11 protein-coding genes are annotated in these 15,278 nt (G+C 59.1%); 5 read left to right on the forward strand and 6 right to left on the reverse strand.

Annotated elements, in window-relative coordinates; genetic code table 11:
• The first annotated feature begins 61 nt into the window (after positions 1-61).
• A complete protein-coding gene (locus AC1DX4_RS22690; RefSeq protein ID WP_477222415.1) occupies positions 62-733 on the forward strand; it encodes a 4-carboxy-4-hydroxy-2-oxoadipate aldolase/oxaloacetate decarboxylase in 672 nt (223 codons plus the stop codon).
• Positions 734-809: 76 nt separating this feature from the next.
• Here AC1DX4_RS22690 and AC1DX4_RS22695 read toward each other — a convergent pair whose 3' ends face one another.
• The 3 genes from AC1DX4_RS22695 to AC1DX4_RS22705 all read right to left on the reverse strand — a co-directional run bounded on the left by AC1DX4_RS22695 (position 810) and on the right by AC1DX4_RS22705 (position 4,766).
• On the reverse strand, positions 810-1,076 hold the full coding sequence (locus AC1DX4_RS22695; protein WP_477222416.1) for an ATP-binding cassette domain-containing protein: 267 nt from the start codon (positions 1,074-1,076) through the stop codon (positions 810-812).
• A 44-nt stretch (positions 1,077-1,120) separates the two neighbouring features.
• Positions 1,121-3,694 (reverse strand): glycosyltransferase, encoded by a 2,574-nt coding sequence (locus AC1DX4_RS22700; protein WP_477222417.1) that lies wholly within the window; start codon positions 3,692-3,694, stop codon positions 1,121-1,123.
• Positions 3,695-3,974: 280 nt separating this feature from the next.
• On the reverse strand, positions 3,975-4,766 hold the full coding sequence (locus AC1DX4_RS22705; protein ID WP_477222418.1) for a sulfotransferase family protein: 792 nt from the start codon (positions 4,764-4,766) through the stop codon (positions 3,975-3,977).
• A 103-nt stretch (positions 4,767-4,869) separates the two neighbouring features.
• Between AC1DX4_RS22705 and AC1DX4_RS22710 the strand changes: the two genes are divergently transcribed.
• From AC1DX4_RS22710 to AC1DX4_RS22720, 3 genes are read left to right on the forward strand one after another with little or no spacing between them, the layout of a single operon-like run.
• Entirely contained in the window at positions 4,870-7,656 is a 2,787-nt protein-coding gene (locus tag AC1DX4_RS22710; protein WP_477222419.1) for a hypothetical protein, read from the forward strand.
• 3 nt (positions 7,657-7,659) lie between these two features.
• Positions 7,660-8,574, forward strand: coding sequence for a UbiA family prenyltransferase (locus AC1DX4_RS22715; RefSeq protein WP_477222420.1), 915 nt, complete (start codon positions 7,660-7,662; stop codon positions 8,572-8,574).
• 49 nt (positions 8,575-8,623) lie between these two features.
• Positions 8,624-9,394, forward strand: coding sequence for a glycosyltransferase family 2 protein (locus AC1DX4_RS22720; protein ID WP_477222421.1), 771 nt, complete (start codon positions 8,624-8,626; stop codon positions 9,392-9,394).
• Between the two features lie 45 nt (positions 9,395-9,439).
• On the opposite strand, the gene AC1DX4_RS22725 is transcribed toward AC1DX4_RS22720, so the two are convergent.
• The gene (locus AC1DX4_RS22725; protein WP_477222422.1) at positions 9,440-12,112 is read right to left on the reverse strand and encodes a glycosyltransferase; all 2,673 of its coding nucleotides are present in this window, start codon (positions 12,110-12,112) and stop codon (positions 9,440-9,442) included.
• A gap of 243 nt (positions 12,113-12,355) precedes the next feature.
• Between AC1DX4_RS22725 and AC1DX4_RS22730 the strand changes: the two genes are divergently transcribed.
• On the forward strand, positions 12,356-13,075 hold the full coding sequence (locus tag AC1DX4_RS22730; RefSeq protein WP_477222423.1) for a class I SAM-dependent methyltransferase: 720 nt from the start codon (positions 12,356-12,358) through the stop codon (positions 13,073-13,075).
• A gap of 306 nt (positions 13,076-13,381) precedes the next feature.
• Here AC1DX4_RS22730 and AC1DX4_RS22735 read toward each other — a convergent pair whose 3' ends face one another.
• Together AC1DX4_RS22735 and AC1DX4_RS22740 are read right to left on the reverse strand one after the other, a co-directional pair.
• The gene (locus tag AC1DX4_RS22735) at positions 13,382-14,308 is read right to left on the reverse strand and encodes a LysR family transcriptional regulator (protein ID WP_477222424.1); all 927 of its coding nucleotides are present in this window, start codon (positions 14,306-14,308) and stop codon (positions 13,382-13,384) included.
• A 52-nt stretch (positions 14,309-14,360) separates the two neighbouring features.
• Positions 14,361-15,275, reverse strand: coding sequence for an SMP-30/gluconolactonase/LRE family protein (locus tag AC1DX4_RS22740; RefSeq protein WP_477222425.1), 915 nt, complete (start codon positions 15,273-15,275; stop codon positions 14,361-14,363).
• Between the last annotated feature and the right edge of the window lie 3 nt (positions 15,276-15,278).

Genomic DNA, 15,278 nt, shown 5'->3' on the forward strand with positions numbered 1-15,278 from the left:
CCTATGAGCACTGTTTGGGCGCGGCCAGACGGCCGCCCCTCATCGTTACGGGAGAACACCGATGGCCAAAGTCGTCACGAAGACCGAGCGTACGCCGATCGAGACCTGCGATGCTCTTGGCCAACTTGGCGTGGCCACGGTTCACGAGGCGCAGGGACGGACGGGCCTGCTCGCCGCGCGGCTGCGGCCCATCTATGATGGCGCCAGGATTGGCGGCAACGCGCTGACTTGTGAAGTCGCGCCGGGCGACAACTGGATGATCCACGTCGCCCTGGAACAGGCGCGACCAGGCGACATCCTGGTCGTCACCCCGACCTCGCCTTGCGACGACGGCTATTTCGGCGACCTGCTGGCTGAATCGGCCAAGGCGCAAGGCATCAGGGGCCTCATCATCGATGCTGGCGTGCGCGATGTGTCGACCTTGCGCTCCATGGCCTTCCCGGTCTGGTCGAAGGCGATCAGCGCACAGGGGACGGTCAAGGAGACGCTCGGCAACGTCCAGGTGCCGATCGTCTGCGCCGGGGCCCACATCCGGCCCGGCGACGTGATCGTAGCCGATGACGACGGCGTGTGCGTGGTGCCGCGCGAAACCGCTGCAAAGATCCTCGAAATCGCCCGCAAGCGCGAGGCGATGGAAGAAGAAAAGCGCAGCCTCTATGCCGCGGGCAAGTTCAGTCTCGATGTCAACGACATGCGCGAGCGCTTGCAGCGCAAGGGCCTCATCTACGAATAAAGACGCCTTGCCATGAGGCGCGCAGTAGAAACGGAAATCGAAAGGGCTAACGACCTATGTTATGGCCGGCGCGCCCTTACTCCTGGTAGATGGTCTCAATGCCTTCATCGCGGGCGGCAATCGGGCTCGAGAAAATCTGTGGCTTGCCGCCGAACCAGATCTCGCCGCCATCAGGCTGATAGACTCCCGAGACACATTTTATCAATGTCGACTTGCCGGCGCCATTGTCGCCGAGCAAGGCAACCACTTCGCCCGCCGCGATATCTAAGCTGACATCATCGACCGCTGTCAGGCCGCCGAAGCGCTTGACCAGATGACGGATAGAAAGCACGGGCTCGCTCATGTGCCCCGGATCGAAATTCAACTATTGCTCGGTTCGCGTCTCGACTAGCGCAAATAGAGATTTCTGTATCCGTGGATATCCTGGAGGCGGTTTGCGATCATCTTGCCCACGGCTTGTGGGCTGTGCATTGCGGCCATATAGGAGCGGGCACGCTCGCCGATGGCGGTGATCAAATCGCTTTGCCCAGCCAGTAACGTCATGATCCGGGCGGCTTCGATGACATCGGGGTCCGCCCATTTCTGCCCTGGGATAAAATAAGGATACTGTTCAGGTTCCACGCCGATCAGCCGGTAAGGAATCGGAAATGCCGTCTGAGGGCTGACAAAATCCTTACTTCCCGAATAGTCCGTCGCGATGACTGCCTTGCCCATGGCCATGGCTTCGGCAATTCCCAATCCAAAGCCTTCCGAGCGATGTAGAGACACAAAGACATCGCACGATGCCGTCAGGCTGTATGTTTCGGATCGGGTCAGAACCTCGTCGATCAGGATGATCCTGTTGTCCGCCTGTGCCAGGCTGCGAATTGTATTCAGGATCGCTTTTTTTTGCGGGCTGCTTCCCATTGTCTTGATGACGAGGGACACCCGACGATCGCTGTCTTGCCCGAACGCGTGCAGATATGCCTGCAGGACGGCATCCGGGTTCTTTCTGTCCGGGTAGGACGAAAAATCGAACGCGAAGAGAAATGCGGTCGAGGTGGCGGGAATATGAAATCGCTCCCGGTTCGGCGCTATGTCGGGTGGGATGGATATAGCGACCGGAATATGCGTAACGGGGCGATCCGTCCCCGCCACGAACGCGTCGCGGACAAAGGTCGTCGGGGCCCAGATCTCGTCCACTTGCTGCAAGGCGTCCAGCCATTGCGGATTGATGTTGGGCAATTCCCAGAACGGGCGCACGACATTGTACCTGTTGGGAAGAATGTCGTTGCCTATTCCCTGGATGGTCGATCCCAGCATGTCAGCGTTCACGCAGAAAACGTTCACCGTTTTCGATGGTCGCTCGGCAACTCGAGACGCCAGCGCCCGATCGCCACGTGACGAGGTTACCTGCTGATCGAAATTCGTGACGTCGTAGCCGATGTTGGCGCTTTCGATCGAGCTTGCCAACAGACGCATGCCCTCGCCAACGCCCGTCTCCGAAAAGGGATAACCGATCAGAGAAAGACCGGGCACAAGCGCGGCCTTGGTTGTTGCGTCGAAATTGGTGGGCCATCCGCGTCGCAGGAGCGCATCGAGAACCTGCCTTCGCCTAGCCGCCGGTACCTTTCTGTAGAGCCATCGAATACGGGGCTCGGCCCTCAGCAGAGCTCTATAAATACCACGCGCGACACGACGCGTGGCGATCGATACCGCTCTGCCTGAAGCGCTTGTCACACCTTCTGCAGCCGTGATGGATGAGCCGAGCCGATCAATTCTCTTGGCAACGGTGTCAATGAACCGCGCTGGGATCCCAGCCGACGTGGCACCGCCGGTGACATACCAGTCGGCGAAGTTGACCTGCGCCTGGGCTTCCCTGAGCGGGAAGTGGAACTGCAAATCCGGCCGCGCCGCCCAAAGTGTGCGCGCGAGTTCCGTGACCACGCCACCGGGATTTGGATCGACATCGGCTGGACGGTCGAGATAGTCGGGCATGACGGCGAAGGGGTCACCTTCGATCGGCTCAAGCTTCTCGCGAAACAGCACGCGCGCCAGGATCGGAATTGCGGTTCCGTCGGCGAATGTCCCGAAGCCGTAGGGCATCGAAGAAAATCTGCTGGCGCCGTGATCTTCCAATTGCTGGTGATAGTCCGTCAGCAAGGTCGCCAATTCCGGGGTGGAATTCGGCTTCCAGCGCTGCTGATGCTTGGAGAGGACACTTCGATCGCTGGGCATGATCCCGCTGAAGTGAAAGAAGGCCAGCGGCGAACCGTTGACGTCGTAGTCGTCGCCCTTCTTCGTGATCGTGCGCGAATCCAGGTTCCAATACGCCACGTTGTAGGCCGGATCGCGCAGGATGTGCGTGCCGGGGCAATAGGCCGGCCACAGGTCCATGAATTTCTGATCTACGAAAATTCCGTCGGATATCCGGGTCCAGACACATTCCTTTTGCAGACGTGTCTCCCACCATTCCAGCAGGGCCAGCGTCTCCTTCGTCTTGGCCAGGGCCAGAAATCCCAGATTGTAGACGCCGGCGCGCAGGAAGGTCAGGTCGTTCGGACTCTCTGCATGAAGGTTGGGTTCGAGCGCGTGCGGCGTCAGTATCGAGGAAGCTCCGGCGTCAAACGCCGCCAACAGCTCGTCGAAGCGACGATAGGCGAAGATGTCGGGGTCGAGGTAAATGACGCGATCAAAACCTTCGGCGAACAGTCGACGAAACATCGTCGGCTTGATGGCCGTGTTCAGCTCCATGACATCGTAGCGAAAACTCAGAGCATGACGATCCGGAAGATCGAGATCGTCGAAAAAAACATGATCGTCGAACTCGGGAAACGCGTCCTTTCCCAGGTCATCGCGAGGCTTGTCGCAGATCGCGATCACACATGAAAAATCGGGATGATGACGGGCGAAGGAGGATGCCACGGTCCGGGAATAGTGGAGGTAGTTCCACGACGAAATCGTAAAAAACACATTCCTCATGCTTGGCTCGAATCTTCCCTCGCCGGTACATTAGAAACTTCGCCATAGCGCATGCGTTGAGCCGCCACAATTCAAACGCGGGAGGACAGGCGTGGCAAATGAGCCGGCGTCGACAACAGGCATCACGGCCCAGGACTGTGGGCATCAAACAAGGCTGGTCAAGTACTCGGTGAAAAGGGGGAAGTCTCGCGGCGGATCGACGGTCTCGATACGGATCGGAACTGGGGTCAGTGTAGGGTCCAAGTTGAAGCTATTTGGGAACGCTTCGACACGGCGCGCGTCAGTAGCCCCACATCTGGTTCAGATCGCGTCCGATCAGGTCGCTGGTTATGGCGACCTCTGCCGCGAACAACGCTTTCAAGTCGCCCGCTACTTCATCCGAAACAGCCATTTTGGAGCCCTTCGCGCGATTGTCCCAAACTCTCTGGCTGACTTTGATGCCCAGGAACCTCTGCAGATCTTGTTCCCATATCCCCTTTTCCCAGAAGCGGCGGGGTCTTATCAGATCCTCATAGATGAGGACTATTATCTGATCTCTGGGAAAGAGATCATAGTAGCGGCGCAGGTTGCTGCCATAGAACGAGTGGGCGATGTTCAGAGACGCCGAGTACCAGGAATTTTCCTGATGTTGCGCGCTTTTCATCTCGGCGAGCCCGGCTCTCAGATACGCATCGATATCAAACGCGAGTTCCGGGCCGAGGGACACGTCTACTTTTGCCTTCATGTGTCTGTATTGCGAAATCACACGGCTGACGGGTTCCCGCAGCGTTGCGATGATTTTTGCTTCGGGATTGTAGGACTGTATCCGTTCGGCCGCCTGCCGGCTTGAAAGGTAGACCGGAGAGATATCCGCCAGATAGCGGCAGTCACTGCGTGCGTCGGCGAAGCGCGTTTCATAGCGGGCTTCGGCCATATCGGCGTCGATGCCGAAGCCATTAACTTCCTTTTCCGGGGGTATGAAAACTTTCCGCGTGGCGCCAAGCATTCTGGCCAGACTGCTTGTGGCTGTTCGCGGCGCGCCGATACCGATGAGATTTGCCCGCCTTGGGGACTGCTCGTTCAATGCCAGCAATTATACCTCTCGGGACGGCCGGTAAACCAGGCGCGACTCCAGCACTCTAAACGATCCTGTTGAAGCGCCAAGACGATCGTTGTCGAACGCGGTGCGTGCCCCTATGACCTTTGGCAGAAAATCACAACGGGGAAGATTGTTGGCGACTGGGGCGATCACGACCCGTGTCCCGGACCAGGCGGCATCGAAGCCGGCGTTTCGGCGCAGTTGCGCCCGCGATGCGGCCGTCGCGCTGCTGCTCGGGCTTCTTTCCCTTCTTGTCTACAATGCAAACCTGCGCTCGATAACGGCGGCTGACAGCTATGCAGCGCGCTACCTGCCCTTTTCAATCTGGCAGAACCACAGCCTGACCCTGAACCCAATTCTGACCACCGTAGCTCAGGGACGAAAGCCCCCGGCAACGCTGGAGAAAGGCGATACGGCTCACTGGATTCTGAAGGTTCGTGGAGACAACTATGTCTCAAAGTTTCCCATTGTTGTTCCGGTCATCCTCTCCCCGTTTTACCTGCCGGCCGTCGTCTATCTGAACCATCATGGTTCCGATCCGCTGGTTTTCGACAAAGTCGCACGCATCATGGAAAAGCTCTGTGCTTCTTCGTTGGCGGCGCTGTCGGTCGCTCTGATCTATCTGCTTTTGCGACGGCGCACCGATCAAAACATGGCCGTCATTCTCACGCTGCTTTATGCATTTGGCACGACGACGTGGGTCATCAGCAGTCAGGCTCTGTGGATGCACGGGCTCGCCCAAGTCCTGATCGTGGCTACGATGCTGTTGCTCACGGGACCTGCCACAACGTGGCGGATTTTCCTGGCAGGCCTGCTTTGCGGACTTATCGCAGCAAACCGTCAGCCCGATGCCATTCTGGCGGCTGGGCTTGGTCTCTACGGCCTGTGGTGGGCCGGCCGCATGCGGCCTTTGTTCGTCCTGGCGGGCCTGATCCCCGTTGTTTTGGTCCTGAGCTACAACATCATGCTCGTCGGCAATGTTGCCGGAGCTTATGCGGTCCATGTCCGCGCCGACAATTTCAACGACAGCATCGTGGGCGGCATTGCTGGCCTGCTTTTCAGCCCGACCCGAGGGCTATTTGTATTTTCGCCCTTCCTGATGTTCGTTCTGATCTTTTGCCGACGAATAGCAACCGAGCGCCTGGGGCGGGGACTCACCGCGGCCGTTGGCTGCGCCATGGTCATCCAGTTGCTTCTCTATGCCATGATCGATTGGAGGCAGGGTCTGTCCTGGGGTCCGCGGTGGCTGACAGACATGCTGCCCATGCTCATCTGGCTGCTTCCGCCCGTGGTCCAGGCTCTTTCCCGCAGCGGGCGGGTGGCATTTGCGCTTGCATCCCTTGTGGCAATCTCGATCCAGACCGTTGGCGCGTTCTGGTACACTGGCGTTGCCGATATGCCCGTCATCTCCACCCAGGGACCAGACCGGATGCGGCCCGCATGGGACATTCGCAATGCCGCCTTTGTCGCGGAACTGATGCATCCGCACGTCCAACCCGACCTGATCGTTGATCTGCGCGGCAATATCGATGCCGTCAACATCCTGCCTGGCGAGGCAAGCACCGGCGGGCTCGTGCGCCGACAGGTCGAGGTCCTGGGATGGGCACTGACCAACAACCATTCTCCAAGTGACGTCGCGGTGTTGATCGATGGCCGGCCCGGCGCTGGAACCAGGGCCTTCTTCTCGCGGCCCGATGTCGAGAAGACGCTTGGGCAATCGAGCCCGGCCGGTTGGCGCCTTACCATGCCAATCGATCAACTCGCCCCAGGAGAGCACCTTCTGGCGGTATTGGTGCGCGCCACCGAAGGCGGCGAGCCGCGCCTGCTGAAGCAGACTTCACTCTTCGTCGCGCAAGGCAACGAAGCTTTCGAGCATGTCACGGACCTCCCGAGCGCAGCACGGCGCGCACGGCAGATGCTCGAAAGCCGCCAGCAGGCCAGCGGTTATTGGCTGACGGCGTATTCGTCCGCAACGCGCTTCGAGCAGCCGCGCCAGGAGATGAATACCTATCTCAACGCCGTCATCCTCGATGTACTCAATCCGGTGGCCGAAGCGGCGGGTGCAACCGACATGCTGGCAAGGGTGCGCCAGTTCCTGACCACCCAGATCGAGCAAAGCGGGCTTGTGCGCTATCACGGACGACCGGACGCGCCAACGATTGGAACTCTTGGCTGCGCCATCACGCCGGATTCGGACGACACTGCCCTCACCTGGCGTGTCGCGCCCAGCGACAGGATGGAATTGCGGCAATCCGCGCTTGCCATGATGACAGAATTCAAGCGGGCGGACGGCCTCTATCGGACCTGGCTCGCGCCGCGCGACAAATATCAATGCCTTGATCCTGGACATGACCCCAACCCGGCCGATGTAGGGATCCAGATGCATATTTTGCTGTTTCTCGAGCAGGTGGACAAGCCAGCCGCGCATGCGCTCTGCGAAGCGCTGTCGCTAAAGGCGGCCGACGACGATATCTGGGTCTACTATGCCGGTGCGCCGCTTATGGTCAGGCTGCGCTTGGCGGATCTGGAAAAGGCAGGATGCGTGCCACAGTTCCCGCAAGCGCGACTACGGACTGAAACGCCCGGCCAGGACATCTGGGTTCGGGCCGCGGAGCAGCTTCGGCAGATGGAGACTGGTGGTGGCTCGTATGAATTCTATCAGCAAACCAGCGAATTGCTGCGTGCGATTGCCGCGGACGACTTCGACCTGCTTAGCCGCGCGCCTCCGCTCCTCTATCACAATGACCTCACGGCGACGGTAAAACGCTTCTATTGGTCACAGGATTTCGGATATGCGCTCTGGTTAAGGCTCTATTTCGAGAATGAGATCATGCTTGCAAAACTTCCCTGTGCCTCTGGCGGCCCAAAACAGAAGTGCGGGTGACAATTGACGAGAATCACGACCGACACAGCTGTTCAAAGTCGCCCCGCAGCGTATCGGCTGGCGGCACGCTGGTTGTCTTGCATCCGGTTCGACGAAGTCGCCGCGCTCCAGGCAACACCGCTGATCGGCGCGGTTTTTTCAGCCGGGTCATTTTCGGTGACCCATGTCCTGGCCCTGGCCGTCATGATGGCGGCAAATGTTTGCCTGGTGGCTCATGTCTTTGTTATCAACGACTGGTCGGGAATCGACGGCGATGTCAAAGACCCGAAGCGAGCCAACAGAACATTTGCCGCAAAAGGTCTGACGCGAACGGAAGTCGGCTACATCGCGGGCTTGTTGCTCGCGATCAGTCTTGTCCTGTTCGGGTTGCTCAACACGAGAGTACTCCTGTTCGCCGTGGTGATTGCCGGGCTGAGCGCCCTGTATTCTGCTCCCGCGTTGCATTGGAAGGGGTCTCCGCTCCTCAACTCGGCCCTCCATTTCGTCGGCGGGTCGGTGCATTTCCTGCTGGGCTATTCGGCTTTCGGCGCCATCGACATTCGGGCGCTTGTCGTCAGTTGTTTCTTCGGGCTGGTATTCACCGCCGGCCATTTCACGCACGAGGCAAGTGATCATGAGGTCGATCGCCTCAACGGGATCAGGACGAACGCCGTGGCTTTCGGCAAGGCAAGAAGCTTCGGCGCCGGTCTCGTTCTCTTCATCCTGGCATATGCGTTTGTGGCTGCCTTGGGCGCGCTCCGATTTGTGCCACCAACACTCGTCTTTGCCGCCGGGCTCATTCCGGTGCACCTGTTGGCTTCCTTCCAGGCCATACGGGCTGGTCTGACGCCCGAGAGTCTTCGCCGGCTGCAACGATGCTACCGGGTGCTGTTCGCCGCTGTCGGCGTCGTCATGACCGTGTCGGTCGTCCTGTCTTGACAGGCACTGCCGGCTCCGGCGGAAGCCGACATCATAGGCCCGAGGTTTCATGCTCTCTGTAATCATACCGGTCTACGACGAAGTCGCGACGTTGCCGCTCGTGCTGGCGATGGCAAGTGCGGCGCTTCCCACGGTGGAGAAGGAGATCATCATCGTCGACGACGGATCCCGCGATGGTACGCGGGAGTGGCTGCTGGCCAATTTTCCAACCGGTGCCCGCAATGGCACCTGTATAACCGTCGGGGTCGACGGAGACCTGGTCATCACGAATGAATCAGCAGCTGCCCGCGTCACGATAATGCCGCTCTACCACGACAAAAACAGCGGAAAGGGCGCTTCCCTGCAGACCGGGCTGGCGAAAGCCAACGGTGATGTCATTGTGGTTCAGGACGCGGACCTGGAATACGATCCCGCGGATTGGGCCGTCATGTACGACCTCATCGACCGGCGCAAAGTGGCGGACGTCGTCTACGGCTCACGCTTCTACGGCCGGCCTCATCGCTCGCTCTATTTCCACCACTATGTCGCAAATCGCTTCATCTCATTGGTGTTCAATCTTCTTTACAACCAGACCCTCACCGACATCGAGTGCTGCTACAAGATGTTCACGCGGGAAGTCATGAGGCACCTGCGCCTGACCTGCAACGATTTCGGTTGCGAGATCCAACTCAGTGCCCAGATTGCCTTGGCCAACCGCTGGCGTATCTATGAGGTCGGCATCAGCTATTTCGGCCGCACCTACGAGGAGGGCAAGAAAATCGGCTGGCGCGATGGCGTCAAGGCGATCTGGTATCTCATCCGCTTCCGGCTCTTTTCATAAGCCACCGCCTTACTGTTCCAAGGGATGCCGGCCTGTCAACGCCTGTTAGCCGGAGTTGATTTTCTTCAGTTCGGCCTCGAGCGTCTTGGCGTAGGTTTCCATCTCGGCCCGCGACTTTTCGAGGCTCTTCGCATATTCGGTTGCGGTTTCATTCGCGGCCCGCATCTCGGCTAACGCGCGTTCCAGGGAGTTCGCGTAGCGAGCGGCCTCCGAAGCGCTTTTCGAGCGCTCTTCCAAGGCAGCCTGCAAGCTGCCAACATATCGGCCGACCTCGCCCGTCAAGCCGGTGGCCATAATCGCCTGAGTGATCTGTCGCTCAAGCGCTGCTCGAACGCCAAGCCGTTCCAGATCCCCGTTGAGCCTGCTTTGCTCCAACTCCGTGCCGATAAGGTAGTCGCCAAGGGGAGCCAGGGCCGAAGACGGTAGCGAGTCGATCACGGACGCTATCACGCGTGCATTTGTGTAGGGCCGCGTCGAGCGTAGCATGCTGGCCTTGCGTATCCGGTACCAAAGCAGAGGCTCAGGCAGGCTCAGGATACGGAATCCCGCGACGGCAATTCGCAGATGCATCTGCCAGTCTTCGTAAGTGACGCCGTGGATTTCGTGGAAGCCACCGACCTGGCCAAATATGTCAGTTCGATAAATGCCCGTGCAGTCGCCGAAGCAGTTGTGGATGGCGCCGAGGRGAACTGGGCCTGCCGAAAAATAATGCTCCGTTCCATTCCCATGCGTCGCAGCGTCTGGTGGCTGGGTTTCATCATGGAAATGTTTGATTCCACAGGTCACCACATCGGCCTTGGACGTTCGGGCGGCACTGCAAAGGGTCCCGACCATGTCTGGAAACGCCACGTTGTCGTCGTCAAGCAGGATGACGAACTCGGTCGCCGCCGCCCGTATGCCGGTGTTGCGCGCGGCGCCAAGGTACCTGTTCTCCTGCCTTATCAATTTCAGGTTCAGCGGGCGAAACCGATCCTCGACCGTCTCCAGATATTCCCGGGCCTCCACGCCTCTGCTTCCGTCATCGACCACGACAACGGAAAAGCCCTTCTCCGTCTGCTGCATCAGGCCTTGTAAGTTCTGTTCCAAAAGGCGTGGTTGCTCGTAAGACGTAATCAGCACAGTGGTGTCGGCTGCATCCCTACGCGGCGTTTGCTTGACCGAAATTCCGGCTTTCATCGGCAGGATCTGTTGAAAAGCACGAAACCAATCGTTTTCGGGCGTCTCATCGCCGATTGAGAGCGTTGAGGCCGTTCGCCATCCTTGCTCGGTCATCCATTGCGCGATCTCGGGACGCGGCAGGATGACGAAATCGGCAAACTCGAACGCCATTTTCTCCAGATGCTCGATGCCGATCGTCATCAGGTTTGAGGGAAACTCGCCTTGCTGCTGCCGGGTGCGACCAGAGCTTCCCATGGCCACGACGGCGAGCGGCACTCCGTCAAAGGCCAGATCTGTCTGATTGGCGATGGCACTGGCGTAGGCCAGGCCATCCCGATCCTGGAAAAGAACTGCATCGAATGCCTGGCCGCGGGCGTATCTGAGCAACTGGATTGTCGATGCCAGGAACGAGGGCTGGATTGGAGGGTCATCGATACCGAGATATTCAACGTCGAAGCCACGGCTTTGGGCGAACTCGGCAAAGGAGTCGACATCAGCTGACTGGAAAGTGCCGATTTCGACGATAGAAATATCGATGTCCGCGGCAATGGCAGCGTCGATTGCGGCTCTCTCATCCTTGGTGCCGGGGGCAGGCTTCCAAAACAGATCGCCGACAAGACATACTCTTCGTCGGCCCTTCCCACGACGCATGACTCTTATGCAACGCTGGGTGCTGCGAACTATGGATTGGTGCGAGGCAGGATGCCGGATGCATTCATAGACTTCATCGAACGACTGCCTTACCGCGCTGAAAACGGCACGATCGAGAGGGTGGCCCCGACCGGCGCCGCGCATCTCCGCGAACACCGGCGCTATCCATGTCGTCCAGATCCCCGGGCTCGAGCCAAGGTCATCGGACTCGCGATGGTGTCGGAGCTCCTGCGACAGAAAACTGTCGATATCGGAGGCAGCGTCAGGGATGGACACCGGCCACCGGATGTCGAGTTCATCGCCGAGGCGGGCTGCGACTGATCTCCAGTCGTCAAGCAGCTGCGAATAATCGCAGAACGCCCTGTTGATCGACCGCGTATGCTCCTCTGCCGCCAAATTGTAGCGCAACCACACCAGACCGCCGCGCTCCAAGGACCAGGGCTGGCTATCTCCCGCCAGGCCCTGGCGCTTCGCCAGCGACAGTGCGACTTCTGCCGGATTGCGCGAAATAATTGCGGCAACGCAGCGTATATCGAGCTTGGCCAACGCGGCCTCCCAAAGCGGGAACACCAGTGCGATGCGTGGGTCTTTCAACACGAAGAGCGGAGCGTCTCCGTATTCAGCGGAGATCAGGTCCTTCAGCGTGTCGACGAAGGCTGTCGCGGCAGGCGTTTCCAGCCAGGCGGGAGACGGTCCGTTGACATCGTTCACCGGCGATCCAGCCAGATCCAGGATCTGGTCGTTGAGACGAATTGCAGCTTCGGGTTCCCAATGGCCTGACACATTGCCCAGTTCCTCACCATAGAGGTTGCGCGGCAATGATGCTCCCAGAAGGCTGAGCATTCGCGTCAAGGCGGACGTACCGCTGCGATGCATTCCAACGACGACTATGGCGGTTCTGCGGGTCACGATATTTCCAACGATAAATGCTTGCGGGGCCGGGCGGAGCGGATGTGGTCGACCTTCACGCGCGCATGACGCCCAAGCGCTTTTGGTTCAACATCGGTGAGACCCCGCAGGAATTCGGCTGGTCTGTTGGCAACGACAGGGTGCGCATGCATAGTCGCCTGGCAGTGTCGTGACCGACGTGGCACTTTTGGATCAAACCTTCATCTCCTGATTGACGCAGGACCTTGGTTGGAGATTAGAGAGATGCACTACCAAGCACCAGCGTCGAGTTCGGCTGAAAGGGAGCGCGCCCAAGCGATCGTTTCAAAAGTGACGCACTGGCATCACAAGTTCGAAGTGTTCCCCGGGGTGGTCACTCCAGGCAGCTACGATCCCCAATTTCTACTCGAAAAACTGCAGTTGCCGACCGATATGACCGGCATGCGGGCGTTGGACATCGGCCCTTCGGATGGGTTCTTTTCCATGAACATGGCGCGTCGTGGAGCCCAGGTCACGGCAATCGACTACCGGGCCAAGGATGGTCATGGATTTGGGGCCATGGAGCGCCTTACCGGCCTGGAGTTCGATTACAGGCAGATGAACCTGTACGACATACCCGCTTCGGATCTTGGCGAATTCGACCTCGTGCTGTTTCTAGGTGTCCTTTATCACCTGCCCGACATGATACGCGCGCTCGATATCGTAGCGCGACTGTGCCGTAGCCGCCTGCTTGTCGAAACGCAGTTTGAGCCGGAACTGATGCCGGGTGTGGCGGTGGCGCGATATTACGAAGCGGGCACTCTGGCGAACGACATCACCAACTTCTGGGTGCCCAACAGGGAATGTCTCTTTGCGATATTGCGGGATACAGGCTTCCATATGAGGAGAGAGGATAGCTGGGGCAAGCGCCTGCTGGTCGATAGCTCTCGCTTCAAGACAAACACCAAGAAGATGGACCTCGCTTACGGCTTGGTTCCGGGTTAACCGCCAACGGCGTCGGCTGGCAAAAATGGATAGCCGCAGGACAACGTCCAGCCTGCGAATCAACGTTACGGGAAGAAAAAGGCGCATGCGAGTTGCAGGAAGGGCGTAAAAGGCCGGAAGCGGCGGTCCCGGCTGCGGACAAATCGGCAAAATGCAGACATCTCTATGCAAGACATCGCAAGAGTCATCTGGATCTGATGAATACGTCAGGCTCACGCAGCCATCGAATCGACGAACAATGATAACCGAACGTCGCCGCCGACGCTTCTATCTGCACCATGGACGCAAGTCCGAGCCCATCGGTTTTCAAGATGGCGTCAATGGTTTCCAGATGTGGGTGGAAATGATGTCTCGCAGTTCCGTGCGCACCGCGCGGAAGAGTGGGCGAAAGTTCGAGGACATCGGTCGCTGCGAGGAGGTCGCGAGGATCAGCTGTCGGGTAATCGGCGGGTCGAATGGCCAGACCTCGATGCGGCCAGCCTCGACAAGGAGATGCACGGAAGCATAGGGCAGAACCGTATAGCCAGTACCCTCCTCGACAAGCAGCAAGGTTGAAGGCATCGCCTCCAGTTCCATCTCGACACGCGGATAGATGCCATGCTCCGCCAGGGTATTGTCGATGAGCCGCCGCAGCCCGTGCGGGCGGCTGGGCAGTATCATCGGCAGTTCGGCGAAGATGTTGAGGCCGACCGGCCCGCGCGGCAGCACGCGCTCGGACAAGACCGGTCCGATCAGAAACAGTTCGTCATCGGCCAGCGGTTCGGTCAGCACGGAAGGATGGTTCGGCGAATTGTAGAGCACGGCGGCATCGATGCGACCAGCGATCAGCCATTCCAGGATATGGCCGCTGAAACCTTCGATCACCTGCAGCGCGACATTGGGAAACTCGTTCTTGATCTTCTTGACCAGCGGCACCGTCAGCACGGTGCCGACCGAAGGCGGCACGGCCAGCACCAACCTTCCCTTCGGCGAGGATTTGAGGTTCGAGACGGCATTATGCGCCAGCCGCATCCGCTCGACGATCTCGTCGGCATGGGCCTTCAAAAGCACGCCCGCCTCGGTCAGCACGACACCGCGGCCGTTGCGATAAAACAGCTCGACGCCGAGTTCCTCCTCAAGCCCGCGAATATGACGCGTGACCATAGGCTGGGTGACATTGAGGTCGAGCGCGGCCTTGGAGAAGCTGCCAGCCGCACCGACGGCGATGAATACCTGTAGCTGCTTCGTGTCCAACTTTCACCCTAACCATCCGCTGCTGCGGCGCTTCCATGCTCCCCCAATGGTGTCACGTGCCGAACGGGTACTTCTGGCCTCGAACATTCAGGAACACGGCATAGACCGATGTTGTCGCCGTGATGAACAGCCGATTGTTGCGCGGCCCACCAAAGGCCAGGTTCGCAACCATCTCCGGCACCTGAATTTTCCCGATGAGTTCACCTTCGGGCGTATGGCATTGTACGCCATCCCATGCGCTGATCCAGAGATTGCCCGCGATATCAACGCGAAAGCCATCCGGAATGCCAGGTGATATGTCGGCGAAGACGCGAGAATTTACCAATCTGTCGCCGTCGACGTCAAACTGCCTGACGTGATGCGGAGCGCTGCGATCGGTGAGAAAGCCGGAGTCCGAAATATAAAGGTGCTTCTCGTCAGGCGAGAAGGCGAGCCCGTTCGGCATTGAGAAATCATCGGCAACGACTGTGATCATCCCCGACTGCGGGTCGATCCTATAGACGTGGCAGCCAGCCTGCTCCTGCAGGCCCTTGCGCCCGACATAGTCTGAAATGATCCCGTAATTAGGATCGGTGAACCAGATGCTGCCGTCGGATTTCACGACTACGTCGTTCGGCGAGTTCAAAGGCTTGCCATCGAAAGAGGCGGCCAGCACGGTGATCGAGCCGTCCCATTCGGTGCGCACGACGCGACGCTCCCCTTGCATGCAGGTGACCAGCCTTCCGTTGCGATCGCGCGTGTTGCCGTTCGGGTTGGAGACATGGCTTCGGAACAGCGAAACCGCCCCCGTGTCCTCGTCCCAGCGCAGCATGCGGTCGTTGGGAATATCACTCCAGATCAGAGAGCGAAGGTCGGCAAAATAAACCGGTCCCTCCGCCCAACGATTTCCCGTATGGATGGTTTCGAGGAATGCGACAGGGTCGATCAGATCCCCGAACCGCGCATCGATCGTCTCGTAGCAGGACATCGG

Source organism: Mesorhizobium sp. P3_A8 (assembly GCF_056402995.1).